Origin of the sequence: Phenylobacterium sp., assembly GCF_036963605.1 — a bacterium.
Classification (GTDB): domain Bacteria; phylum Pseudomonadota; class Alphaproteobacteria; order Caulobacterales; family Caulobacteraceae; genus Phenylobacterium.
The window spans coordinates 1-25,044 of record NZ_JBALUY010000028.1; the positions used below are offsets into that span (position 1 = coordinate 1).

22 protein-coding genes and 1 tRNA gene are annotated in these 25,044 nt (G+C 67.7%); 9 read left to right on the forward strand and 14 right to left on the reverse strand.

Translation table 11 applies throughout. The features are described from left to right. The first annotated feature begins 147 nt into the window (after window positions 1–147). On the forward strand, window positions 148–1,983 hold the full coding sequence (gene mnmD, locus V7702_RS07110) for a tRNA (5-methylaminomethyl-2-thiouridine)(34)-methyltransferase MnmD (protein ID WP_335649444.1): 1,836 nt from the start codon (window positions 148–150) through the stop codon (window positions 1,981–1,983). A gap of 64 nt (window positions 1,984–2,047) precedes the next feature. Next, window positions 2,048–2,449 carry a DUF6491 family protein gene (locus V7702_RS07115; protein ID WP_335649445.1) on the forward strand — a complete coding sequence of 134 codons (402 nt, stop codon included), beginning with the start codon at window positions 2,048–2,050 and terminating at the stop codon, window positions 2,447–2,449. Window positions 2,450–2,541: 92 nt separating this feature from the next. Here V7702_RS07115 and V7702_RS07120 read toward each other — a convergent pair whose 3' ends face one another. From V7702_RS07120 to V7702_RS07135, 4 genes are all read right to left on the reverse strand, one after another. After that, window positions 2,542–5,523 (reverse strand): TonB-dependent receptor domain-containing protein, encoded by a 2,982-nt coding sequence (locus V7702_RS07120; protein ID WP_335649446.1) that lies wholly within the window; start codon window positions 5,521–5,523, stop codon window positions 2,542–2,544. A gap of 454 nt (window positions 5,524–5,977) precedes the next feature. Further along, window positions 5,978–6,547, reverse strand: coding sequence for a GNAT family N-acetyltransferase (locus V7702_RS07125; RefSeq protein WP_335649447.1), 570 nt, complete (start codon window positions 6,545–6,547; stop codon window positions 5,978–5,980). 214 nt (window positions 6,548–6,761) lie between these two features. Continuing rightward, window positions 6,762–7,724: a copper resistance protein B gene (locus V7702_RS07130; RefSeq protein WP_335649448.1), complete on the reverse strand. Its 963-nt coding sequence runs from the start codon at window positions 7,722–7,724 to the stop codon at window positions 6,762–6,764. After that, complete coding sequence (locus tag V7702_RS07135; RefSeq protein WP_335649449.1) at window positions 7,721–9,487, reverse strand: copper resistance system multicopper oxidase; 1,767 nt, start codon at window positions 9,485–9,487, stop codon at window positions 7,721–7,723. The genes V7702_RS07130 and V7702_RS07135 overlap by 4 nt, the downstream gene beginning before the upstream one ends. Window positions 9,488–9,615: 128 nt before the next feature. Here V7702_RS07135 and V7702_RS07140 point away from each other — a divergent pair, with 128 nt between their 5' ends. Both V7702_RS07140 and V7702_RS07145 read left to right on the forward strand, forming a co-directional pair. Continuing rightward, complete coding sequence (locus V7702_RS07140) at window positions 9,616–10,002, forward strand: hypothetical protein (protein ID WP_335649450.1); 387 nt, start codon at window positions 9,616–9,618, stop codon at window positions 10,000–10,002. A 119-nt stretch (window positions 10,003–10,121) separates the two neighbouring features. Beyond that, complete coding sequence (locus V7702_RS07145; RefSeq protein ID WP_335649451.1) at window positions 10,122–10,766, forward strand: hypothetical protein; 645 nt, start codon at window positions 10,122–10,124, stop codon at window positions 10,764–10,766. 142 nt (window positions 10,767–10,908) lie between these two features. Here the strand turns inward: V7702_RS07145 and V7702_RS07150 are convergent. Beyond that, window positions 10,909–10,983, reverse strand: a tRNA-Val gene (locus V7702_RS07150). Between the two features lie 94 nt (window positions 10,984–11,077). Further along, entirely contained in the window at window positions 11,078–11,434 is a 357-nt protein-coding gene (cpdR, locus tag V7702_RS07155; RefSeq protein ID WP_300576359.1) for a cell cycle two-component system response regulator CpdR, read from the reverse strand. Between the two features lie 132 nt (window positions 11,435–11,566). Here cpdR and V7702_RS07160 point away from each other — a divergent pair, with 132 nt between their 5' ends. Continuing rightward, a complete protein-coding gene (locus V7702_RS07160) occupies window positions 11,567–12,469 on the forward strand; it encodes an N-formylglutamate amidohydrolase (protein ID WP_335649477.1) in 903 nt (300 codons plus the stop codon). Between the two features lie 10 nt (window positions 12,470–12,479). Here the strand turns inward: V7702_RS07160 and V7702_RS07165 are convergent, their stop codons facing one another. After that, window positions 12,480–13,178, reverse strand: a complete 699-nt coding sequence (locus V7702_RS07165) for a hypothetical protein (RefSeq protein ID WP_335649452.1) — start codon at window positions 13,176–13,178, stop codon at window positions 12,480–12,482. A gap of 407 nt (window positions 13,179–13,585) precedes the next feature. Between V7702_RS07165 and typA the strand changes: the two genes are divergently transcribed. Then, complete coding sequence (typA, locus tag V7702_RS07170; RefSeq protein ID WP_335649453.1) at window positions 13,586–15,418, forward strand: translational GTPase TypA; 1,833 nt, start codon at window positions 13,586–13,588, stop codon at window positions 15,416–15,418. A gap of 39 nt (window positions 15,419–15,457) precedes the next feature. Here typA and V7702_RS07175 read toward each other — a convergent pair whose 3' ends face one another. Both V7702_RS07175 and V7702_RS07180 read right to left on the reverse strand, forming a co-directional pair. Beyond that, window positions 15,458–15,877 carry a DUF1398 domain-containing protein gene (locus V7702_RS07175; RefSeq protein ID WP_335649454.1) on the reverse strand — a complete coding sequence of 140 codons (420 nt, stop codon included), beginning with the start codon at window positions 15,875–15,877 and terminating at the stop codon, window positions 15,458–15,460. Window positions 15,878–15,898: 21 nt separating this feature from the next. Continuing rightward, window positions 15,899–16,360: a MarR family winged helix-turn-helix transcriptional regulator gene (locus tag V7702_RS07180; protein ID WP_335649455.1), complete on the reverse strand. Its 462-nt coding sequence runs from the start codon at window positions 16,358–16,360 to the stop codon at window positions 15,899–15,901. Window positions 16,361–16,468: 108 nt separating this feature from the next. Here V7702_RS07180 and V7702_RS07185 point away from each other — a divergent pair, with 108 nt between their 5' ends. Continuing rightward, window positions 16,469–17,662, forward strand: a complete 1,194-nt coding sequence (locus tag V7702_RS07185; RefSeq protein WP_335649456.1) for an aminotransferase — start codon at window positions 16,469–16,471, stop codon at window positions 17,660–17,662. Here V7702_RS07185 and V7702_RS07190 read toward each other — a convergent pair. The 5 genes from V7702_RS07190 to V7702_RS07210 form a co-directional block, all read right to left on the reverse strand. Further along, window positions 17,635–18,087 carry a GNAT family N-acetyltransferase gene (locus tag V7702_RS07190; RefSeq protein ID WP_335649457.1) on the reverse strand — a complete coding sequence of 151 codons (453 nt, stop codon included), beginning with the start codon at window positions 18,085–18,087 and terminating at the stop codon, window positions 17,635–17,637. The two genes, V7702_RS07185 and V7702_RS07190, sit on opposite strands and share 28 nt — an antisense overlap. Before the next feature lie 2 nt (window positions 18,088–18,089). Continuing rightward, window positions 18,090–18,851, reverse strand: a complete 762-nt coding sequence (locus V7702_RS07195; protein WP_300578341.1) for an SDR family oxidoreductase — start codon at window positions 18,849–18,851, stop codon at window positions 18,090–18,092. Between the two features lie 121 nt (window positions 18,852–18,972). Continuing rightward, the gene (locus V7702_RS07200; protein ID WP_335649458.1) at window positions 18,973–21,099 is read right to left on the reverse strand and encodes a TonB-dependent siderophore receptor; all 2,127 of its coding nucleotides are present in this window, start codon (window positions 21,097–21,099) and stop codon (window positions 18,973–18,975) included. Window positions 21,100–21,221: 122 nt separating this feature from the next. Then, entirely contained in the window at window positions 21,222–21,974 is a 753-nt protein-coding gene (locus V7702_RS07205) for an extensin-like domain-containing protein (RefSeq protein WP_335649459.1), read from the reverse strand. Between the two features lie 78 nt (window positions 21,975–22,052). Beyond that, the gene (locus tag V7702_RS07210) at window positions 22,053–22,802 is read right to left on the reverse strand and encodes an extensin-like domain-containing protein (protein ID WP_335649460.1); all 750 of its coding nucleotides are present in this window, start codon (window positions 22,800–22,802) and stop codon (window positions 22,053–22,055) included. Window positions 22,803–22,910: 108 nt separating this feature from the next. Between V7702_RS07210 and V7702_RS07215 the strand changes: the two genes are divergently transcribed. Together V7702_RS07215 and V7702_RS07220 are read left to right on the forward strand one after the other, a co-directional pair. Next, complete coding sequence (locus tag V7702_RS07215; protein ID WP_335649461.1) at window positions 22,911–24,374, forward strand: M20 family peptidase; 1,464 nt, start codon at window positions 22,911–22,913, stop codon at window positions 24,372–24,374. 63 nt (window positions 24,375–24,437) lie between these two features. Continuing rightward, window positions 24,438–25,043 (forward strand): ATP-dependent Clp protease proteolytic subunit, encoded by a 606-nt coding sequence (locus tag V7702_RS07220; RefSeq protein ID WP_335649462.1) that lies wholly within the window; start codon window positions 24,438–24,440, stop codon window positions 25,041–25,043. Window position 25,044 lies beyond the last annotated feature (1 nt).

The following is a 25,044-nucleotide window of genomic DNA, read 5'->3' on the forward strand; positions in this document are numbered from 1 at the left end:
GCTGACGCCGCCGTGGAAGCTCCGGCTCACTAAGCCATTCGCGAACGCCTCGGCGTTTTCGATGAAGGGCCGTCCTCTGGGGCGGCCCTTTTGCTATGGGCGCGCAATAGGCCTTGAAGCGATCCTCCTCTGGCCGCCAATGGAGCGATGCGCCCGCCCGCCGCCCCATCTGATTCCGGTTCGGACGAATCGCCGCTGATTCTCGACGTTGCGGGCCAACCGCGCTCGCGCCTCTATGGCGACGTCTATTTCTCCACCGAGGACGGCCTGGCCGAATCGCGGGCGGTCTTCCTGCAGGGCTGCGGTCTTCCCCAGGGCTGGGCAGGGCGACAGCACTTCACCGTCGCCGAACTGGGCTTCGGGACCGGCCTCAACATCCTGGCCCTGCTGGATCTCTGGCGCACCTCGCGCCCGCCGGGCGGACGCCTTCACATCTTCACCATTGAGGCCCACCCGCTTAGCACCGGCCAGGCGGGCGGCGTGCTGGCCGCCTGGCCGGAGGTGGCCGATCTCGCAGCCCTGCTCACCAGCCGTTGGCCGGGCCGGGCCACCGGCTTCCACCGGGTCGACCTTCCAGAACTCGATGCCACCCTGGACGTCGCGGTGATGGAGGCCGGGGCGGCGCTGCGGGCCTGGAGCGGCCGGGCGGACGCCTGGTTCCTGGACGGCTTCTCGCCGGCGCTCAATCCACAGATGTGGCGGGACGAGGTGTTTGAGCTCGTGGCGGCCCGCACGGCGCCGGGTGGCCGCCTGGCGACCTTCACCGTGGCCGGCGCTGTCCGCCGGGGTCTGCAGGCCCAGGGCTTTGAGGTGGCCAAACGCGCTGGCCACGGCCGCAAGCGCGAGCGCCTCGAGGCTTGGAGCGCCGACAGGCCATCTCCCGAGCCGCCCAGGCCAGGCGTGGCCGTGATCGGGGCCGGTATCGCCGGGGCCGCACTCGCCCGCGCCTTGCGGTGCGGCGGCGCTGATGTTCAGGTGTTCGACGCTGGGGGGCGTGGCCACGGGGCGTCAGGCAATCCCGCCGCCCTGGTGACCCCCCGCCTCGACGCCGGCCTGGGTCCGCTCCAGGGTCTGTTCGCACAGGCGCTGGCGCGGGCGGGCCAACTCTATGACGCCATTCCCGGCGCGGTTCTTGACCACGGCGTCATGCAACTGGCCCGGCAACCGAAGGACGCCGACCGATTTGCACGGATCGCGGCGTCGGACCTGTTCGAAGCCTCAGCCCTCGATCTCGCCGACGCCGAATCCGTGGCGCGGTGGACCGGCGAGAAAGTTGCAGGGCCAGCGCTTGCTCAGCATGCCGCGCGAGTGGTCCGCCCCGCCGCCATACTGGAGGCTTGGCTGGCGGACGTGCGGCTGGAGACGGTTTCGTCCATATCGCCCACCGGAGAAGGCTTGGCCCTGATGGGCCCGTCAGGGGCGGAGCTGTGGCGCGGCGACATGGTGGCCGTGTGCGCGGGGTCGGGCGCGCGCGCGCTCATTCCCGATGCGCCGCTTCAACCCGTTCGCGGCCAGATCTCCATCGCGCCCGGCCGGAGCGTCCGGGCCGCCGCCTGGGGCGGCTATGCGGCCTCCTCTCCCGAGGGGCTCGTCTTCGGCGCGACCCATGATCGGGATGATGCGGGCGATGACCTGCGCCCATCAGACCACCGACGAAATCTGCAGACCCTCGGGGAGGGGCTGCCCCGATTGGCGAGGGAGGTCGAGACCGCGGCGCTCACCGGCCGGGCCTCGGTGCGGGTGGTGACGCCTGATCGCCTGCCCATGGCGGGTCCGGCGCCTGGCGGCGCGCCAGGCCTGTTTGTCCTCACCGGCCTGGGGTCACGCGGCTTCTGCCTGGCTCCCCTCCTGGCCGAGCATGTGGCGGCGCAGATTCTCGGCGCGCCATCGCCGCTTCCCACCCAGATGGCCGACCTGCTGGACCCAGATCGCTTCCGGCGCCGGGCGATGCGGCGCACTGGCCAGGCGGCCGTTGAACCTTGATCTTCGACGGGCGTTCGCTTCAGTTCGGGGGAGCCAACCACAGCGCCAGACCGCAGGAGACTCCATGCGCACCCCGATCCTCGCCCTTGCCATCTCCGCCCTCACAGCCGCCTGCGCGCCCACGGCGGACCCGGGCCGTCTTGCGACGGCCACCACCTCCACCGAGGGGCGGGAGTGCTTCTTCACGCGAAATGTCAATGGATTCAGTGCGCCCGATGACGAGACCCTCTATCTCCGGGTCGGCGTCAACGATGTCTATCAGATGCAGATGTTCTCACCCTGCCCCGACATGGACTGGGCCCAGAAGCTCGCCGTTGTCTCCCGCAGCGGGTCCTCCGTCTGCCGGGGCACGGACGCCACCATCGTCGCCCCGGGACCGTTCGGACAGCAAAGCTGCATGGTGAGATCGGTGCGGAAGCTCACCGACGTCGAGGCCGCGGCGCTCCCGCCAGGCGATCGCCCATAGTCCCTGCCCCAAAAAGAAATCGGCGCCGCCCGAGGGCGACGCCGATGAGGTGCGGCCCGGACGGCTAGCCGCCCGGCCCACGTTCGCAGCGCCTAGAAGCGCTGCTTGACGCCGATCTTGAAGGTCCGGCCCAGCGGGTTCCCGTTGGTGTAGTCGTAGTTGTACATCGACTGCACGAACGGCGGGTCGGTATCGAAGATGTTCTGGATGCCGGCGCTGACCGTCGTGTTCCAGGGCAGTTCGAACTGGCCCGTCAGGTCGTGCTGCCAGAAGTCATCGCTCTTGCCCACATTGACGAAGGTCGCCGTGGCGCGATCGTAGCGGCAGGCGGCGCTGGCGCCGCTGGCCGGGCAGTCCTCACCGATGATCTCGGTGCCTTCGCGATACTGGACCTGATAGCGGACGTTCCAGAGACCGCCGTTGACGTTGATGAAGCCGGTCGCCCGCAGACGGGGGTAGGAATAGAACTCCCCGGTCAGCTCGTGGCGGCCCACCCGATCCTGCGCCTCCTGGATCACCACGTTGTCAGCCCCGAACAGGGTGAAGTCGCTGCGATCGTAGCTCAGCAGATAAGTGCCATCGAGGCCCATCGAAACTCGGGCGTCGACCATGTCAGTGCCGAAGAAATCGTCGAAGTCGTACTGGGCCTTGAAGTCGAGGCCCGACGTCTCGGTCGAGGGACCGTTGACGATGAAGCGGCTGACATTGATCACATTGGCCGGCGAGCAGGCCCCATCGAAGATGAAGCGCGCGACGATGGCCGGATTGGAGCAATCCAGGGAGTTGTAGATGGCCTGGGTCGGCTCCAGGACCAGTTCGTCCTCGAAGTCGAACTTGAAGTAGTCCACCGAGGCGCGGAAAGCGCCCGTGTCGAGCAGGACGCCGAAGTTGTAGGTCTTGGCCGTCTCCGGTTGCAGGCCCGGATTGTTGTTGGTCACCACGGCGCGATAGCTGCCGCCGATGTTGGACACGCCCTTGCTGCTGCCCGGCGAGATCTGGGTCTGGCCAGGGGCGCGGAAGGTGGTGCCGGCCGAGGCCCGGAAGGCCAGCCAGTCAGTGGCCTGGAGGCGCGCGGAAATCTTCGGGTTGGTGGTGGAGCCCACCTGCCCGCCGAATTCCTCATGCCGGATCGCGGCGTTCACTTCGAAGTTGTCGGTGAAGGGCAGACGCACCTCGGCGAAGAGGGCTTCCACGTCCCGATCGACGTCGTAGTCTTCCTGGGCGCCGAAGAAGACGAACGGGCCGACCGGATCCGAGCAGATCGGCAGGCCGTCATCGATGGAGTCGACGCAAGGTGTCGCCCGGACGTCGCCGAGGTTCTCCCAGTCGTCGCGCGAACGGCTGTAGCGGTACTGACCGCCGGCCGCCCACGCGATGTTGCCGCCGGCCAGTTCGATGCCGGTTTCGCCGTTGAAGACCAGGTCGGCGACCATGATGTTGTTGGTGCCGATATTGGTGTAGGTGCCGTAGAGCCATTCCACCAGGGCCGGGTCGTTGACCACGAGCGGATTGGCGTCCCCGCGATAGTAGGGGTTGTTGGCGCCGTTCACCGCGCTGACCGCGACGCTGTTGGTGAAGGGGTTGAAGTAGCGGCACGGGCCGACGCCGGGGGTGCCGGTGGCCGGATTACAGCCCTCGCCGCCCAGGCCGTTCAGGGCATGCTGGATGCGGTTCACCAGCAGGTCGTTGGTGACGATGGTGGACTCGGTCTCCATGTAGGTGAGGGCCGCGTCCCAGCCGATGCCGTTGTCGAACTCACCCTTGAAGCCGCCGGAAATCCGGAACGAGGTGTTCTGGATATCCTGATAGTCGGCGCCGTCGGGATTGGTCGGATGGCCGGCGTGGGCGATGGCGCGCCAAGCCGACTTGTTCATGGTCACGCCGCCGCCCATCAGGGCGCACTGGGCGGCGGTCAGCGGGGCGGCGCAGTTGGTGCGCAGATCCACCAGACCCGGATGGGTGGCCGGCACGAAGAAGGGCACCTGGCCGTTGAAGCCCGGAGCCGCCGTCGAACCCGAGGTGCCCCCCGCCGAGATCGGCGTCGGGAACTGGGTCGTCAGGTTGGCCGGCGACAGGCGCTGGTTCGGCACATCGCTGCGCTTCCAGGCCACTTCCCCGTGGAAGGTGATGTTGTCGGTGACGTCGAAGTTCAGCTCGCCATAGAGCTGGTAGTGGTCTTCCTCGTTCACCAGGTCGTTGAAGGCCGAGAACTGGAAGCGGCAGACGCTGCCCGTGGCAGTGTTGTCGGTGGGTGTCACGCCGGCGGTCAGCTGGCCGCCAAGCTCGTTACAGCCATTATCCCGGAAGAAGGTCGTGCCGCTCGGCGTGGCGTAATAGCCCGGATTGGAAGACCCCGACCAGCCGCCATAATAGACCGCATCCATTGGGGTGCGGGCCCAGTCGCGCTCGTTGATGTCGAGGCGCGAGCGGTGGCGATAGCCTGCGGTGAGCAGCACATTGCCGCGGTCGAACAGGCTGCCCCAGGCCAGGTCCAGCGTGTAGTCGCCGTCTGACCCATCGATGTAGGTGTAGTCCGCATCGACCTCGAAGCCGTCGAGGTCCTTGCGGGTGATGAAGTTGACCACGCCGCCGACGGCGTCGGAGCCGTAGGTGGCGGCCGCGCCGTCCTTCAGGATTTCCACCCGGCCGACAGCCGCGGTGGGGATGAAGCCGAGATCCTGCCCGCCGCCCTGGAAGGCGGCCTGGGTCGAGTCGGCCAGCCGGCGGCCGTTCATCAGCACCAGGGTGCGCGAGGCGCCGAGGCCACGCAGGTTGATGGTCGCCGTGCCGGCGCCGCCATTGTAGCGGTTGCTTTCCCCCAGGGCCGACTGGGACGCGCTGATGGTCTTGACCAGCTGGACGACGCTGGGCGAGCCCTGCCGTTCCAGTTCGGCCGCCCCGAGGACGTCCACCGGCAGGGCGGCGTCTTCAGGCGTACCGGCGATGAATGAGCCGGTGACCACGACCTCCTCGACCACGGTCGGTTGGGCCTGGGCGAGGGCCGAGCCGGCGCCTCCCATGGCCAGGGCGACGGCCATGACCGAGCCGCCGCAGAAATAGGTACGTTTCAACATTGGTTTCCTTCCCCCTCTTGGCGCCGATCCCCTTCTGACGTGGGGATTTTGACCCTTGAGCAAAAATGATCATCTGACGGCTTTGGCGAAAGCGCCAGAATTTTTTCAACGGCTGGACATAACCAGACTATTTGACCAAAGCGCAAGTTTTGATCCCAAACCCCTTACCTGCAAAGGGCTGGTGGGCATACTTCACCTTCGAGAAGGGGCGTTTACGTCACACTGCGCCCCGCCGTTTGGCGGGGAAATGGCGTCTGTTTCCGCTAGGACACCGGGACATCAGGCCACAGAGCCGCCGCATCCTCACCATATTTGACAATACCGCACATTCTACGGCCCCAGAGGCGTTCCCGCCCTTCAAGACCGACGCCCCCGGCGCGGCAAACCGATTCGCCGCCCGCCGCCTGGGCCTTGATTCGCACGGCTGGGATGGCGCCCGGACGGTGATCGGCGATCAGTTGAGCGGCCGAGGCCAGGCCTCGGCCAAAATCGCGTAGAGGTAGGTGTCACGCCAGACGCCCCGAACCTGCCGATCCTTGCGCATCTCGCCCTCCCGACGCAGGCCGAGCTTCTCCATCACGCGGTAGGAGCCCACATTGCGCACATCGCAGGTGGCGGTGATGCGATGCAGACCAAGCTCCTCGAAGCTGAGACGCAGGAGCGCCCGCCCCGCCTCGGTCACGATCCCCTGGCCCCACAGGTCTCGGCGCAAGCAGTAGCCCATCTCCAGGGCCCGATGGGGAATGTCGCGCAGGTGCAGGGCGATGGAGCCGACCACCACGCCCAAGGCCTTGTGCTCGATGGCCAGGCCCAGATCGAGCCTCGGCCAGGTCGCCTGCTGCTCAAGCACGCGGGCGATAAAGGCCGCGGTCTCCTCCGGCGTGTTCGGCCCCCAGGGCATGTAGCGGGTGACCTCAGGGTCGGAGCCATAGGCATGGACGGCCGGGGCGTCCTCCAGGCTGAAGTCGCGCAGGCGCAGGCGTTCGGTTTCGATGGGCAGCCGCAGTTCGGCGGGCGGTGGCATGGTCTCGGCTCCGGGAATAGCCCCTGGCGGAGACCTCATCGACCCCGGCCAGGCGGCGGGGTCTAAAGGAAGATGCGCTCTGAACCTTAGGCGCGCGCCATTCCTCGACCCCGAATGGGACCGTAGGAATTGCAGGCGGTGGCGGCCAGGGCGATCATCGAAGCCTCTTAACCGCCCATCGGCGCGCTCGCAAATCCTTGTTCGACGGGCCTATTCACATCCAGGCCTTGAGACCGAGCACCAGGCGGACATCGTCGGCCTCGCCGCCGGCGGCCTCGATCAGGTCAGCGCTCCCGCCCTGGGCGCCATGCCATTCAACCCCGACATAGGGGGCGAATTCCGGGGCGAACTCGTAACGCAGGCGCAGGCCGGCCGCCGCATGGCTGAACCCTGCGGCCAGTTGGCGGGCCGGGACGTCATTGGCCGAGGCCTCCAGCTCCAGGCGCGGCTGCAGGATCAGGCGCTGGGTGATCCGTTGATCGTATTCAGCCTCCACCCGGGCGGTCAGGTCACCGTCCTGCGAGAGGAAGGCCGCCGCATCGACCTCCCACCAGTGGGGCGCCAGGCCCTGGACGCCGAAGGCCAGGTGGCTGAGGTCATCTCCTCCGCGGACGAAATCGTGGCGCACCCCGAGCTGGACGTCCCAGAAGGGGGTGACTGCGCGGCCGTAGAGAAGCTGGACCTCGGCCCCCTCCAGGCCGCCGTCGACATCGCCTTCGCCCTCGGTCTTGAACCAGGCGCGGTTGATGTCCCCGCCGGCCCAGCCCTGCACATCCCACAGCCAGGTCGCCTCGCCCTCGCCGAAGGCGGCCTCCAGGCGGTCGATGATCAGGGCCGTGGTCCGCACGTCGCCATTCTCAGCCCGAAGCTGGTCCCGCGCCCGGGCCATCTCGGCGGGGTCGAAGTAGAGGTCGGCCGCGTGGGCGGGTCCCGAATCGGCGGCGGCCGGCGGAGGCTTGCTAGAGGAGACCGTCTCTGCGCCATGACCCGCGTGGGGTTCGGGCTTGGACGCCACGCTTGGCCCCATGTCGTGGCCGGCATGGGGATCAGCCGCCGGGGCGGGGCTGGCCGGCGCCGGCTCGGCCCGGTGATGGGCGTGGGGGTCGTGGGCGTCCTGCGCCCAGGCAGGACCGGCGGCCAGCACGGCCGGCGCCAGCAAAAGGGCCAGGCGGATCATGCGGCGCCTCCGTCCAGGGGACGGACCGTGACCACATTGAACATGCCCGCATGCATGTGCATCAGCATGTGGCAGTGGAACGCCCAGTCCCCGGGCGCATCGGCCGTCAGGTCGAAGGTCACCTTCGACCCCGGCGCCACATTGACCGTGTGCTTCAGCGGCTGATGGCCGTGGGGCGCGCCGTTCACCAGCTCGAAGAAGTGGCCGTGCAGGTGGATGGGGTGGGCCATCATGGTGTCATTGACCAGGGTCACCCGCACCCGCTCATCTCGGGAAAACGCGATCGGCTCGACGAGCTCGCTGAACTTGCGCCCGTCAAAGCCCCACATGAACCGCTCCATGTTTCCGGTCAGGTGGATTTCGAGACTGCGCGACGGCGCCCGCCGGTCCTTGCCCGGCGAAAGCGCGACCAGCTGGGCATAGGTCAGCACCCGGTGGGGAACGTCCTCCAACCCCATGGGCCGCTCGTCCAGGCGGCTGACCGGCGACGGCGCGATCATGTCCACCCCGACGCCCACGGCCATGCCGGGCGGCGCCAGGGCCTTGTCGCGCATCTGGTGAGCCCCATGCTCCATGGCGGCGGGCGCCGCAGGCCCATGGCCCATGGCCGCATGGTCCATGGCGGCGTGATCCATGCCCGCCATCGACCCCATGCCGCCCATCCCCATGTCGCGCATGGTCAGGGTGGGAACTTCGCGTAAGCGCGGAACCTCGGCGCTCATCCCCGCCCGCGGCGCCAGCATCCCCACCGCCATGCCGGAGCGATCCACCGACTCCGCCACCAGGGCGTAGGCCTGCTCGGCCTTCGGCTCGACGATCACGTCATAGGTCTCGGCCACCGAGATCTGCAGCTCATCGGTCTCTACCGGGCGCACATCGGCGCCGTCGGCCTGCACCACCCGCATGGCCAGGCCCGGGATCCGCACATTGAAGATCGACATGGCCGAGGCGTTGATGATGCGCAGCCGCACCTTCTCGCCCGGCCAGAACAGGCCGCGCCAGGGCGCCTGCGGACCCTGGCCGTTGATCAGATAGGTGTAGGTGGTCCCGTTCACGTCGGCGATGTCGCGGGGGTCCATCCGCATGGCGCCCCACATGCGCCGCTCGGCCAGGCCCATCCCATCCTCGCCCGACACCAGCCCCGAAAGCGTGGTCCGGGAGCGGTTGAAATAGCCGGGGCTCTTCTTCAGCTTGGCCAGGATCTCGTGCGGATGGATGAAGCTCCAGTCCGACAGCACCAGGACGTGCTCGCGATCATAGGCCACAGGCTCGGCGCCGGCCGGATCGACCACCAGCGGGCCATAGCAGCCCATGGCCTCCTGCAGGTTGGAATGACTGTGATACCAGTAAGTCCCCGCCTGGATCACCGGGAACTCGTAGTGGAAGGTCTCGCCGGGCTTGATGCCCGGAAAGCTGATCCCCGGCACCCCGTCCATCTGGAACGGCAGCAGCAGGCCATGCCAGTGGATGGAGGTGTCCTCCGCAAGGTCGTTGGTCACCGACAGATGCGCGTTCTGGCCCTCCCGCAGGCGGATCAAGGGCGCCGGCAGGGTCCCGTTGACCGTCACCGCATGACCGGTTTCACCGCCGAGCGAAAACGGCGTGTGGCCGATCCGCAGGGCGATGTGGTCGCCCGAAAGCGCGGCCGGCGCGCCAGACGACGCCCCGCCCTGCGCCCAGGCGGGCAGCAGGCCCTGGGTCGCCGCCGCGGCGCCAAAGGCCAATGACCCGGCCAGCAGTCGGCGTCTGTCAGTCTGGATCATCCCGGCGGCTCCGCAGGTCTCTCAATTATGCCCCATGGGGGTATACCGTCGTGCCTGGCGTCGGGCAAGGCGACGGCGCGCCGCGAACGCCTGCGGAACAGCCAAGCCTGTTGGCGCATTAGGTCAGCGTGATCGCCCTCCTCCTCGACCTTTCGAACATCCTCGGCGGCTTCCTGCTGGCCATCGGCCTGCTGGCGCGCCTGCCCTCGGTCGGCGACAACCTGGCCGACGCGGCCCGCAAGCTCGGCCCCCTGGGCTGGATCGTCGGGGTCATCGCCCTGATCTGCGGCGGCTATTACCTGATCGTCCACCTGACCAGCGGCCCGCGCCTCTTCCACTTCGAGGTCGTCGCCATCATCACCGGCGTGCTGCTGTTGTGGGACCGCCTGGGCTTGGCGCGCCGGACCGGCCAGGACATCCCCGAGAGCCGATCGACGGGCGCCGGCCTGATCGTCGCCATCTTCGGCGTGATCGCCATCCTCGTCGGCCTGCAGGGCCTCTTCACCCCGAACTAGGGGCGTCCCAACCTCGGCAGGCTTGCGCGCATAGGACCGTGAGAAGGTGCAGCGCTCTCGTCGCGTGGGGACTGCGCACGCGGGGGAATCGGCGCAGCTTGGCCAGCATGAGCACAGCCGTGAGCTTTCGCTGGGACAGGCATTGGCCCTACGTGGCCGGAATCTCCACAGCAGCATTTCTGCTCGGTGGTGCAGCTTTTAACGACGAAGTCGGGTTGTTTGGCTCGATAGTCGCCGCTTGGGTTCAGGCCCTCGGCAGCCTCGCAGCCATCTTCTTCGCGTGGAGTGCAGCGAAAAGGCAGTCAGACGAGGAACATCGGCGGCTCCGAGCCTTACAGATTTCTGAGATCACATCAAACAGAACAGCCGGCATTGCCATCGTCCTTATGGCAGCCGAACGCCTTCACCAAATGGCTGACACTCTCGAAGAGCCTAGTACAAGAGAGGTAGCTGTTTTGGCGGCTCGCGGGGCAATACAAGCAGCGGCCACCACCTTTGGCGCATTCCCCATTCATCTGATGGGAGATCCTCGTGGAATAATTCAGATCTCCCATATCGGAGGGACGTTAGATATCGCGCAGCAAATGCTAGCTGCTCTGGAGGGGAGCTTCAAAGACGCGGCAGAGCACCAGAATGCTATAGACGCTGCCGCGGTCAATCTCCGGGGTTTTGGTGAACACTTGGACGACAAAGCTAAAAAGCTTATCGAATATTACGGCATCCAGGCTCCGTTTGATGGATACCAAGCGGAGCTTGCCGGCTAACCCTACCCGCCCCTCGCTAGAGGTGGCCCATGGCTCTTTGGCACCCACGCACACATGTGGATGCTGTCGGCGATGGCATCCAGAGCGCCGTCCGGCGATCTCGCGCGGGGCATGTGACTCGAAGAGCGTCAGATTAAGGGAATGGTGGACGCGACAGGGATTGAACCTGTGACCCCCTCGATGTCAACGAGGTGCTCTCCCGCTGAGCTACGCGTCCATACCGACGGCCCCTTTCGGGGACGGGAAGGGCGGCGGTATAACGGGCGGCCCGCGCGGGCGCAAGCGCAGAAAGCCGCCGAACGCCGCGAGGTTCAGGCGGCCATCATCCGCTCCACCTCGGCGACGATCTCGCGCAGGTGGATGGGCTTGGACAGCACCTTGGCGCCGGCCGGGGCCTGATCGCCAGCGGCGAGCGCCACGGCGGCGAAGCCGGTGATGAACATGATGCGCAGGGACGGATTGCGGGCGGCGGCCAGGCGGGCCACCTCGATGCCGTCCATGCCGGGCATAACGATGTCGGTGAGCAGCAGGTCCCAGTCCTGATCCAGGACCGAGGCCGCCTCCTCGCCATCGGCGCAGGCGCGGACCTCATAGCCGGCGCGCTCCAGGGCGCGGGCCAGGAAGCCGCGCAGGGAGTCGTCGTCCTCGGCGAGAAGAATGCGGGGCATGGGCGATTCCAGGGCGTCGTCTTTCATGGAGCGACCATAGGGGCGGCTTTGTAAATCCCCGATGAACCGCCCCCACGCCTTTGGCCCCCGATCCGTTTGACCCCGGCGCCGGCGCATCGTCATATGCAGCCCATGTCCGCGGTCGAGCCCATTGACGTCGCAGAGCCGGCCCCAGCAAGGCCGGCGGGCTTCGAGGTGCGCCGCGCAGCCCTGCCCGGCGCGCCGCCGCCGACCCCGGTAATCTTCGCCTCGCCCCATTCCGGGCGCCTCTATCCCGAAGACATGATGTCGGCCGCAGCCCTCGACGCCCGGGCCATCCGCCGCTCAGAGGACGCCTTTGTCGACCAGCTGGTGGAGGCCGCGCCGGCCGCCGGCGCCGCCCTGATCACCGCCAGCTATGCGCGGGCCTATATAGATGTGAACCGCGACGCCTTCGAACTCGACCCCGGCATGTTCATCGACGAGCTGCCCGACTTCGCCCGCAGCCGCACCGCCCGGGTGGCGGCCGGACTGGGCGCCATCGCCAAGGTGGTCTCCGAGGGCCAGGAGATCTATGCCCGCAAACTGACCTTCGCCGAGGCGCAAGGCCGCATCGACGGGGCGCACCGGCCCTATCATGCGGCGCTATCCCAGCTGATCGCCGAGGCCCAGGCCGCCCACGGGGTGGCCATCCTGGTGGACTGGCACTCCATGCCCTCGATCGCGGCCAAGGCGGCCGGCGTCGGCGGCTGCGACATGGTGCTGGGGGACCGGTTCGGCGCGGCCTGTTCGAATACGCTCACCCGGCTGGTCGAACGGGAGCTTGAGGCCCGCGGCTATAGGGTGGTGCGCAACACCCCCTATGCCGGCGGCTACACCACCGAGCACTACGGCCGCCCAGCCCGGCGGGTCCACGCCCTGCAGATCGAACTGAACCGGGCGCTCTATCTGGATGAAGAGGCGCTGGCCCCCACGGCCGCCTTCGCGCGCCTTAAGGCCGACATTGAGGCGCTGACCGCCGCCCTGACAAATGAGGACTGGACGGGGCGGCTCTAGGCGGATGCGCTCATCGCGCCGAGAACATCTGCGCCACCTTTTTGCGGAGCGCCTCTGTCTCCGGTCCCGGCGTGAAGGCCGGGATGGTCAAGAAGTCCTCTAGTTGCGCGCGCGAAAAGTCCGACAACCGGTCGGGACTCCCACCGTCTATAGCCTCAACCATCGCCGGGCCGCGCAGAAACACCGGATCCACCAGCTTTAGCTGACCCTGGGCGTCGACCAGCACCTGCCCGGCGCGAATATCGGAGCCGCCCCAAAGGGCGTAGCGCGCCTGGCCCTGCCTCATGAGGGCGAGGATCTTCTCGCGCAGCGCCATCAGATCGGGATCGGCGGGATCAAAGGGCCCGGTGTCCTGCTGAATCTCATAGCCACTGTGGTTGGGCAGGCCGAGGGCGGCGCAGAAAGCGGCCGCAAAGGGCTCAGGCGCAGCCCAGAGGCGCTCGATAAAAGTCGCGTAGCCGTCGCGCCGCAGCGGGACGACCATCTTCACTTTCGGAAGCCACCGGTTGCCGGGGCCATCCAGGCACGCTTGCGCGAAGAGGGCGTAGGCCGGGTCGAAGGGCGTGACCCGCACGGCCCAGGGACTGTCGGCATGGCCATAGACCCAGGACCAGTCGCCACGGCCGATCTCCATCCAGCCGGCCCCAATCAGGCGCTCGCAAGCCTCGGCGGCAGACATCTCACGGGTGAATTCTGGAGGATCGCTCACGGTCTTGGTCCAGCACTGGGCCGGCCGACCTTAGGACAGCACCAAGCGCCTGCGCCAGACGCCCGTGCGCGCCCTCGCAGCGCAAAAAAAAGGCCGCGCTCGAAAGCGCGGCCAGTTCATTAGGGAGGAAACGCCCAGGAAGGGCAGAGACGTCCGAGGACGCCTCACGGTTCAAATGTACGGTGCGGCGCACAAAAGGACAAGCGCCAAAGTGTCGCAATTGCGCAGGGAAGCCGAAAAATCCCACTTTATGCTGTTTTTTCAATAGGCTTAGAGGTTGGGATCACATCGTGTTTCGTGTTGCAACGCACAAGACGACGTTCGGCCATTGAAAGACTGACACGACTTCGCGCTAGCCCTGGGGCGTCTTGTCCCCTAAAAGCCGCCGCTTCCGGAAAAGGTTTCCCATGTCGCTGCGCAACATCGCCATCATCGCCCACGTTGACCACGGTAAGACGACCCTCGTCGACCAGCTTCTCGCCCAGTCGGGCGTGTTCCGAGCCAATGAGGCGACCGTCGAGCGCGCCATGGACTCCAATGACCAGGAGCGCGAGCGCGGGATCACCATCCTGGCCAAGTGCACCAGCGTGCTCTGGAACGGCAAGGCCGGCGAGACGCGGATCAACATCATCGACACCCCTGGCCACGCCGACTTCGGCGGCGAGGTGGAGCGGATCCTGGGCATGGTGGACGGCTGCGTCCTGCTGGTGGACGCCGAAGAGGGCGTCATGCCCCAGACCAAGTTCGTCCTGGGCAAGGCCCTGAAGATGGGCCTGAAGCCCATCCTCTGCCTGAACAAGGTCGACCGGCCGCACGCCGATCCCGACCGGGTTCTGAATGAGGCCTTCGACCTCTTCGCCGCCATGGGCGCCACCGACGAGCAGCTGGACTTCCCGCACATCTACGCCAGCGGAAAGAACGGCTGGGCGACCCTGGACATGGCCCAGCCCAACGACACGCTGGCCCCCCTGTTCGACATGATCGTCGAGCATGTGCCCGAGCCCAAGGCCGTGGCCCGGGCCGATGCGCCCTTCCAGATCCTGTCGGTGCTGATCGAAAGCGATCCCTTCCTGGGCCGCCTGCTGACCGGCCGCATCGAGTCGGGCAAGGCGACGCCGGGCCTGGCCATCAAGGCCCTGTCGCGGGACGGCAAGGAAATCGAGCGCGGCCGCATCACCAAGGTGCTCGCCTTCCGCGGCCTGAAGCGCCAGCCCATCGAGGACGCCGAAGCTGGCGACATCGTCGCCATCGCCGGCCTGTCCAAGGCCACCGTGGCCGACACCCTCTGCGCGCTCGACGTGACCGAGGCCCTGCCGGCGCAGCCCATTGATCCGCCGACCATCTCCATGACCGTCTCGGTCAATGACAGCCCGCTCGCCGGTCGCGAAGGCGACAAGGTGCAGAGCCGCGTCATCGCCGCCCGCCTGCTGAAGGAAGCGGAGTCCAACGTCGCCATTCGGGTCACCGAGACCGCCGAGAAGGACGCCTACGAGGTCGCCGGCCGCGGCGAACTGCAGCTGGGCGTGCTGATCGAAGGCATGCGCCGCGAAGGTTTCGAGCTCTCCATCAGCCGCCCCCGCGTGGTCTTCCAGAATGACCCGGAGACCGGCGAGCGCCTGGAGCCCATCGAAGACGTGATGATCGACGTGGATGACGAGTTCTCCGGGATCGTCATCGAGAAGCTGTCGGCCCGCAAGGCCGAGCTGAAGGACATGGGCCCCTCGGGCGCCGGCAAGACGCGGATCAGCCTGATGGCCCCGTCCCGCTCGCTGATCGGCTACCAGGGCGAGTTCCTCACCGACACCCGCGGCTCGGGCGTGCTGAACCGCGTGTTCAGCCACTATGAGCCCTACAAGGGCGCCATCGACGCGGGCCGTAAGGGCGTGCTGGTGGCCAATTCCGACGGCGAGACCGCCGCCTTCGCCCTGTGGAACCTGGAAGACCGCGGCACCATGTTCGTGGGCGCCGGCGAGAAGACCTATCAGGGCATGATCATCGGCGAGAACGCCCGGGCCGACGACCTGGACGTCAACCCGATGAAGGCCAAGCAGCTGACCAACGTCCGGGCCTCGGGCAAGGACGAGAGCATCCGCCTGACTCCGCCGCGCCGGCTGACCCTCGAACAGGCCATCGCCTATATCGAGGAAGACGAGCTGGTCGAGGTGACGCCCAAGAACATCCGCCTGCGCAAGAAGGTCCTGAACCCGAGCTTCCGCAAGAAGCGCGTCAAGGAAGACTAGAAACTACGCGGCCCAGGCGCGCTCCGCCTGGGCCAGCGCCTACTGTGGAAAATGCTCCACGTGGGTTTCGGCCGTGCGGCCGAAATAGAGCACCCTGCGCCCCAGGAACGAGACCAGGTAGCCGGCGCAGCCTGCGGCCTTCGCATGGCTGCAGAAGGCGCCGTAGCTGTAGTCCGGCGGGTTGGCCTGAGCCCACCTGACCCGATCGGCCAGGCCGGCCGCGTCGAAGATCGCGGCGACGCCGCCCTCGGAGGGCGGGTTGTCGATCACCACACTGTCACCGTCGGGCAGGACGTAGGTGGTCGCATTGCCGCGATAGTCCACCAGATAGCCTTCGAAGCCCGCCGCCATCAGCCTCCCAATAATCTCCGGGAAGGGGGCGGTCCCCTCATAGGCCGCGGCCAGGCAAGCCTTCGCCACTTCGATCTTCTGCGCCTCCATGGCGGTCTCCTCTTGCATGGGGTGGGGATCGACGCCGCCTCAGGTGATCGGCGCCGCGTTCAGATTTTGGGCCGCCGCAAGCTTGCGCAGCAGGCGTTCCAGCTCGCCGCGCTCTTCGGGCGTCAGCCCTTCGAAAGAGGCCGCGTCGTTCTGATCGGCCAGGGCGGCCAGCCGGGGCACAAGGGCGTGGCCCGGGGGCCGGAGCGTCAGGCTCTGACGCCGCCCGTCGCCACCCGCCTCCCGGCGCTCAACCAGGTCCTTGGCCGCCAGGCGGTCGGCCAGCTTCGAGATCGCCCCCCTGGTCATCCCCATGCGCTCGGCGAGCTGCGAAGGCGCCATGGGCTCGACATCATACAGGGCCCGCAGGAACACCCATTCGGCCACGGTGACGCCCTCGGCCTCGACGCGGCGGGCAAAGCTCTGGGACACCGCATTCGACACCAGCCTCAGCCAGTAGCCGAGGTGGTCCGTCAGATCGGCGGGCGAAGGTCGGTTGCGCATGGGGTCTCCACAAGTTGACTAGGAAACTACATGACCAGGTTTCCTAGTCAACTTGATGTCTGCCCGCCGGGCTGGCCTAGAGTGGCGGGCCGCCATCCGGATCTTTCCATGCCCGACGCCACCTTCACCGCCCTTCCCACCACCATCTTCGAGGAGATGAGCGGACTGGCGCGGACCCACGGCGCCATCAATCTGGGCCAGGGCTTTCCCGACGATCCCGGGCCTGAGCCTGTGCGGCGCAAGGCGGCCGAGGCGGTGCTGGATGGCTACAACCAGTATCCGCCCATGGCCGGGCTGCCGGAGCTGCGGGCCGCGGTCGCCGGTCACTACCGCCGCACCCAGGGGCTCGAGCTCGATCCGACCACCGAAGTGGTGATCACGTCCGGCGCCACCGAGGCCCTGGCGGCGGCCTTCCTGGCCCTGATCGAGCCCGGGGACGAGGTGATCGTCTTCCAGCCCCTCTATGACGCCTATCTGCCGCTGATCCGCCGGGCCGGCGGCGTGCCGCGGCTGATCTCGCTCTCGCCGCCCCACTGGCGGTTCACGCGGGCCATGCTGGAGGCGGCGATCATGCCGAAGACCCGCTTCGTGGTGCTGAACAATCCGGTCAATCCCACCGGCGTGGTGGTCCCGGACGCCGACCTCGCCCTCCTGGCCGAGCTCTGCGTGGCCCATGACCTGATCGCCATCTGCGACGAGGTGTGGGAGCAGGTGGTCTTCGCGCCCGCCGTCCACCGGCCGCTGATGGGCTATCCGGGCATGGCCGGGCGCTGCGTGAAGATCGGCTCGGCGGGCAAGATGTTCGGCCTCACCGGCTGGAAGGTGGGCTTCATGTGCGCCGCAGCCCCCCTGGCCCGCCACATGGCCAGGGCCCACCAGTTCCTGACCTTCACCACTCCGCCCAACCTGCAGGTGGCCGTGGCCTTCGGGCTGGACACCCTGGGCGACTGGCTGGCGCAGATGCCAGTCGGCCTGGCCGCCAGCCAGCAGCGCCTGGCCGAGGCGCTGACCCAGGAGGGCTTCGCCGTCCTGCCCTCGCAGGGGACCTATTTCCTGAACCTCGACCTGGCCGCGTCGGGGGTGACCCTGGCCGACCACGCCTTCGCCCGCCTGGCGGTGGAGCAGGCCGGCGTCGCCACGATACCGGTCTCGGCCCTCTACGAGACCGATCCCGTCACCACCATCCTGCGCCTGTGTTTCGCGAAGGCCGACGCCACCCTGGATGAAGGCGCGGAACGGCTGGCGCGCGCGCGCGACCTGGCAGCTCAGGCGGCTCAGGCGGCGGGCGGCCGGGTCATATAGACATCCAGGTCGTCGCGGCCGGTCTCCACAAAGCCGCGGCGGTCATAGAGGCGTCGGGCGTCGCTCTCGCGCAGGACGGTCAGGATGACCTGCGCGCCCTGGGCGTCGGCCTCGGTGAGCAGCGAGTCGAGCACGGCCGACCCCAGTCCCCGGCCCTGCCAGTGCGGCTGCAGATAGAAGTGCTCCAGCTTCAGCACGCCGGTCCCGGTTGGGAAAAAGGCCACGCAGCCGGCCATCTCATCGCCCATCATGATCAGGCGAGTGGTCTCGGGACGATAGGTCTCGGCGAACCAGGCCCGCGCCCGATCCGGATTGAAGCGGCCGATGCGGTTGAAGCTGTCAGCCATCACCGCCAGCCGCAGCTCGGTCAACGCCTCCAGGTCGCTGGCCCTGGCCGGCGCGAAGGCGAAGACCGGACCGCTCATCTTCAGCAGGTGGAGCCGCCGTCGACCACGATCGCCTGGCCGGTCATCCAGGAGCCAGCCTTGGACGCCAGGAAGACCGCCGCGCCGGCGATGTCGTCGGGCTCACCCAGGCGGCGCAGGGGATTGTTGGCGCTGGAGCGCTTCTCGGCCTCCGGCGTGTCCCACAGGGCCTTGGCGAAGTCGGTCTTGACCAGGCCCGGCGCGATGCAGTTGACGCGGATATTGTCCGGGCCGAGCTCGACGGCCAGGTTGCGGGCCAGCTGGAAGTCGGCGGCCTTGGAGATGTTGTAGGCGCCGATGCCGGTGGAGCCGCGCAGGCCGCCGATGGACGAGATGATGATCACCGCCCCGTCGCGGCGCTCGCGCATCTGCGGCGCGGCCATCTGGATCAGCCAGTTGTTGGCGATGATGTTGTTGTCGAGGATCTTGCGGAAGGCGTCGTCCTCGATCTTGGCCATGGGGCCGAAATACGGGTTGGTGGCGGCGTTGCAGACGACGATGTCGATCTTGCCGAAGGCCTTTGTGGTCTCGTCCACCAGGCGCTGCAGATCCTCCTTCGAGGAGATCGAGGCCGGCACGGAGATGGCCGCGCCCGGGTGCTTCTCATTGATGGCCGCGGCCACCTCATCGCAGGGTCCGGCCTTGCGCGAGGAGATCACCACCTTGGCGCCATGTTCGGCCATGCGCTCGGCGATCGCCTTGCCGATGCCCCGCGAGGATCCGGTGATCACGGCGACCTTGCCGGTCAGATCGAACAGTTCCATGGCGCGTCTTCCCTGAATTGAAATGCTTGTTTGAATGGCGCCATTTGCGGCGCCGCCCGACCCCAGGTCAAGGCGGCGCCGCCCCGTCCGCCGAGGGGAAGGTGGCGGACGGATCCTGCGATCAGAAGCGGTAGGTCAGGGCGCCGATCACCTTGCGGCGCGACCCGATGAAGCAGTCGCCGCGCACCAGACAGCTCGAGAAATAGTACTCGTCCTCGAGGTTCTGCACGTTGAGGGACAGCCGCCAGTTGTCCTGCTCATAGGCTGCGAGGGCGTCGAACAGGGTGACCGCCGGGGTCTTCAGGATGAACAGGCGATTGGCGTCCTGGTCGGTGGTTTCGCCCACATAGCGCACCCCCAGGCCCAGGCTCAGCTCGCCGTCGGCGCCGATGCGGAAGCGGCGGGTTCCCCAGGCCGAGGCCGCATGCAGGGGCTGGGACGCAAACGGTTTGCCCACCTCCTGGGGGTTGGTGCTCTCGGACACCTCCACCTCGTTGTAGGTGTAGTTGACGCTCAGATCGTAGACCTCGCGGAAGATGGCGCGGCCTTCCACCTCAAAACCTCGGGACTGGACCTCGCCGGTCTGGATGCGGTTCTGCGGATTGGTCGGGTCGGCGGTCAGCCGGTTGGTGTCGCGGATGTCGAACACCGCCGCCGTCGCCAGATACTGCGGGGCCGGCTGCCATTTGAGGCCCGCCTCCCATTGCTTGCCCATCTGGGGCTCGAAGGGCTCGCCATAGATGTTGGCGCCGGCCACCGGCAGGAAGCTCTCCGAATAGCTGACATAGGCCGAGAGCCCGCCCTCGAAGGCGTAGAGCAGGCCCGCCCGATAGGTGGTGGCGTCGGAGGTCTTCTCAGTGACGGTCGAATTCACAGCGATGGAGCGGGTCGTCGCCTCGTCGCGGCGCACCCCCAGGATCAGGTTCCAGCCGCCCAGGCGGATCTGGTCCTGCAGATAGACGCCGAGCTGCTCCTGTTCGGTGGTCGCCTTCCGGGTCACCACCGGCTCGACATAGTTGCCATAGACCGGATCGAACAGGTCGATGGGGGTGGTCAGGGCGGACCCCGACTCCATGAACTGGCGGTACTGCTGGCCGTCCACCCCGAACAGCAGGGTGTGTTCGACGCCGCCGGTCCGGAAGTTGGCCTGGAACTGGTGGTCGATCGAATAGGCCCGCGATTCCGGGAAGGAATAGGAGATGTAGCGTGTGGTGCTGCGCTGCGGGCCCACATAGCCGGCCTCGCCTGGCTGAACCCAGGGGTTCAGGGGGTTGAAATAGCTGTTCGGGTACATGGTCTGGTAGTTGACGTCCGACCAGGATCCGCGGGCGCTGAGCCGGTATTCGAAGTGCGGATTAAACCGGTGCCGGACGAACAGGCTCACATTCGACTGGATCGCCCGATAGAGCTCGACGTCCGGCTCGCTGATGAAGGTGTTCGAGGGCAGCTGGCCGTTCACATTGGGCAGCAGCGTGCCCTGGTGCGGCAGGAACTGAGTGGTCGAGCCGGTGCGATCCTCCTGGTGATGGACCAGCAGGGTGAGCTCGGTGTCGGCGCTGGGCCGCCAGGTGATCGAGGGGGCGAGGAACAGCCGGTCATCGCCGATATGGTCCACCTGGGTCTCGGCGTCGCGATAGAGGCCGGTGAAGCGATAGGCCAGGGTCCCGGCCGCGTCGATCGGGCCGGTGAGATCGAGCTGAACCTGCTTGCGTTCGAAACTGCCCAGGGAGGCGATCGCCTCGCCGCGGCGGCCGAATTCCGGGCGCTTGGACGTCAGGTTGACGATGCCGCCGATGGAGCCCTGGCCGTAGAGCACCGAGGAGGGCCCGCGCATGACCTCCACCTGGGACAGCGCATAGGGATCGACCTTGGCCGTATCGTAATAGGCGTAGCTGCTGCGCATGCCGTCCAGGTACTGGGCCGGCGTCGTGCCGCGGACGAAGAAGGAGTCCACCCGCCCGTCATTGCCATAGGCGTCGGAGCGAACGCCGGCGCTGTAGTTCAGCACCTCCTGCAACGAGACCGCGCCACGGGCCTGATAGACATCGGCGGTGATCACTGAGATGGCCTGGGGGGTCTGGAGCAGGGGCGTATCGGTCTTGGTGGCGACACTCACCTCCCCGTCCTGGCCCGTGACAATCAGCTCGGAAACGCGGGTGGGCGCCTCGTCATCAGCGACGGCCGGCGCAGCCAGAGCCATGAGGCTCGCCGCCAGCATCAGGCTGCGGCGCAGCGTGGTGTCGTGCATATGGATAAACCCCCAGATTTAGCTTTTGCGACGCATTGTCAGATGCGTGGGGGCTTATAGGCGCGGCTCGGTCCAGCCACAAGATAACTGCGAATGATTCTCGTTATTATATTTACGACGCCTCAGGCGCAGAGCGGGCGACCGCCCATATCCAGGTGGAAGTGGTCGGCGTGGGCCTCGTTGTAGTCCGGCGACAGGGTGGTGATGAACACCTTGCAGGCGCCGTCGCGCACCTCCCGCAGGAAGCGACCCTTGGCGCCGGCGTCGCCCCAGTGATCTTTGATCCGCACGACCTCGCCATTGGCCAGCCGGAAGCTGGCCACGTCCAGGGCGTTGGCGCTGGCGTGCTCGCTGGGGGGACCGGCCGCCTGGCCATAGATCCGTCGGCAGGAAAAGGCGCCGTAGTGCTCAACCGCCACCACCGCGTGACCGAAGGCCTCGAAGGCTGCGGGCTGGACCACCTGCCGCTCCCAGATGGCCACGGCCAGGGCCTCTTTGCAGGTCATCACCGCATCGGCCGGCGTCAGGGGCGCCATGCCCCCGGTGATCAGGATCGCGTCCTTGACCGAGCAGAAGCCATCTTCAGCCTCCGGGGCGATCACATAGGTCAGGCCGCCCTTGGCCAGCACGCCCCGGCAGGCGGCCACGTCCTGGCCGGTGCGGGCGGCCTTGGCCCGAGTGGCGGCCCCCACCGGATCGATGACGCTGAGGGGTGTCCAGGGGAGATGTTGGTCTGGAATGGCCCGCTCGGCCACCAGGGCCATGATCGCCACCAGGATCCAGATCAGCCCCAGGCCGACAAGGCGGGCGATCAAGGTCTGGCGGCGCGCATGGTCTTCGACCTGCGGATGACGGGGAGCGCGGTAGCCGGCCATGAACTCTGCGGAGGGACGCTTCGGGGAGGGCCTTAGCTTAGCCGGCCGCCCTCAATCCCGCGAGCTATGGTTAACGGCCTACCGACAGAGCCCAAAACGACCATAGTCCATATGCAGATGGTCGGCGTGGGCGGCGTTGTAGTCGGGGCTGAGGACGGCGCGGAAATAGTCGCAGGCGCCGGTGCGCACCGCCCGCATCAGGGTCCCGCCCTCGCCCTCATCCTTGAAATCGCCGATGACGCTGAGCCGCTGGCCGTCCTCCAGCACGAGGGCCGATACGTCGAGGGCGTTGGCGGTGGCATGTTCGCTGCGCCGGCCTTCGCTGCGGCCATAGACGTTGCGGCAGGCGAAGACGCCGTAGTGCTCCACCCGCGCCACATCGGTCTCCATCACCTGGCGGGCGGCCGGGCCGAGCACATGCCGATCCCAAAACGCGTAGGACAGGGCCAGCGGACAGGTCATCACCGGCGCGGCCGGGCCCAGCGGCGTCACCCCGCCGCGCAGGCGCAGGGTGTTGGTCAGCGGGCAATTCCCGGTAGGCCGGTCCGGCTCGTTGGTGAACTCCACCCCGCCGGCCTCCAGCACCGCACGACACAGTTCGGGATCATCGGCCGCCCGCTGGAACTTCACCGCCGTGGCCAGGCCCGGCGGATCATCCAGCCTCAGCGGCTTCCAGGGCAAATCCTGGGGCGGGGCGAAGGCGTCGATCGCCCAGGTGAGCGCGATCACCACCAGGGCGGCGTCCAGCAGGAAGGCCCAGAAGCCCCCGAAGGCCAGGGCCTCGGCCGAGGCCGGCTTGAGCGAGGGAATCCAGGGCGGAAGCTTCACGGCCTGACCAACGGGCGGAAATGGCCCCGGTTCACGCCTGCTGTGGGAAAACGGCGCCCAAAGGCCTGCGACCGGACTATGGTCACGCCGCTTCTGAGGGGGAAGACCATGGGAATTCTGAGCAAGATCGCCCTGGGCGCCGGCGTGGCGGTCGTGGCGCTGGTCGGCGTCGTGGCGGTGCGGACGGCCCTCTATGAGCCGCCGAGGCTGGTGGCCGCAGACATCGAACTGGCCCCGGCGCCGGCCTTCGACCTGGCCGCCGCCGCCGGACGCCTGGCCCAGGCCATCACCTTCCAGACCGTCAGCCACCAGGACGCCGCCGACAACCGGCTGGGAGAGTGGGACGCCCTGCACGCCTGGCTGCAGACCACCTATCCCCGCGCCCACGCCGCCATGCGCCGCGACGTCGTGGCTGGCCACACCCTGGTCTACACCTGGGCAGGCTCAGAGCCCGACCTGGACCCCATCGTGCTGATGGCCCACCAGGACGTGGTGCCCGCCGACGCCGCCGAGGGCTGGACCCATCCGCCTTTCGAGGGCGTGATCGCAGACGGCGCCGTCTGGGGACGCGGGGCGGTGGACGACAAGGGCTCGCTGGTCGGCCTGTTCGAGGCCGTCGAAGCCCTGGCCGGGGCCGGCTTCCAGCCCCGTCGGACGGTGATCCTGGTCAGCGGCCATGACGAGGAGGTGGGCGGCGGCGGCGCGACAGCCGCCAATGATCTGCTGAAGGCCCGTGGCCTCTCGGCCCAGTTCGTCCTGGACGAGGGCCTGCTGGTGGTGGCCGACAATCCCCTGACCGGCGGCCCCGCGGCCCTGATCGGGGTGGCGGAAAAGGGCTATGCCACCCTGGTGGTGACAGCATCGTCCGAGGGCGGACATTCCTCGGCCCCACCGCCGCAGACGGGCGTCTCCACCCTGGCCCGGGCGGTCACCGAGATCACCGAAAACCCCTTCCCCATGCGGCTCCAGGGACCGGGCTCCGACATGCTGCATGTGCTGGGCGCGGAGTCCGGCCTGCCCATGCGCGCGGCGCTGGCCAACACCTGGGCCACCGAACCGCTGATCGTCGGCCAGATGGCCGCGACGCCGGCCGGCGCGGCCCTGCTGCACACCACCATTGCGCCCACCATGCTGCAGGGCAGCCCGAAAGAGAATGTCCTGCCCCGGGACGCCAGGGCCTGGATCAACTATCGCATCGCGCCCGGCGACAGCTCCGAGGACGTCCTGAAGGCGGCCCAGGCCGCCGTGGGCGACCTGCCGGTCACCTTCGCCTGGGCCCGCCCGCCGCAGGAGCCGTCGGCGATCTCGTCCACGGATTCGGACGGTTGGAAGGTGATCTCAGCCCTGGCCGCCGGCGTGACCGGCGCCCCCGTCGCCCCGGGCCTGGTGACCGCTGGCACCGACAGCCGCTTCCTCGCCGAGGTGGCGCAGGACACCTACCGCTTCCAGCCGATCACGCTGAGCATGGCCGAAACCGCCATGATCCATGGGGTCGATGAGCGCATGACTTTGCCCAATCTGGAACGAATGGTGCAGTTCTATGCGCGGCTGATCGCGACAGCAGCGCGCTGACCCCTTGCGGCGGGGCGCTGCAAGACGCACGTTCCGCCTCACTGCAGATTTTAGGAGAGCGTAATGGGTTTCCGTCTCGAAGATGAAGACGACGACGACAAGGGCCGCCTTCCCGACATGCCGATGAGCGCCGGGCCGGTGCAGAACGCCCTGTTCAAGTCGCGCACCGTCCTCATCTTCGGCGAGATCGACATGCGGCTGGCCGAGCGCGTCTCGGCCCAGCTTCTGGCCCTGGCCTCGGATGGCAAGGGCGACATCAAGGTCTTCGTCAATTCCCCCGGCGGCCACGTGGAAAGTGGCGACACCGTCCACGACATGATCCGCTATTGCGGGCCGCAGGTGAAGGTCATCGGCACCGGCTGGGTGGCCAGCGCCGGGGCCCACATCTTCCTGGGCGCCACCAAGGAAAACCGCTTCTGCCTGCCCAACACCCGATTCCTGCTGCACCAGCCCATGGGCGGCGTGCGGGGCCAGGCCTCGGACATTCAGATCGAGGCCGAGGAGATCGTGAAGATGCGCGAGCGGGTCAATCGCATCATCGCCCGCGAGACCGGCCAGCCCTATGAGAAGGTGGTCAAGGACACCGAGCGGAACTTCTGGATGAACGCCGAGAAGGCCATCGAGTACGGCCTGGTCTCGAAAGTCATCGAGAACGCGACGGCGGCCTGAC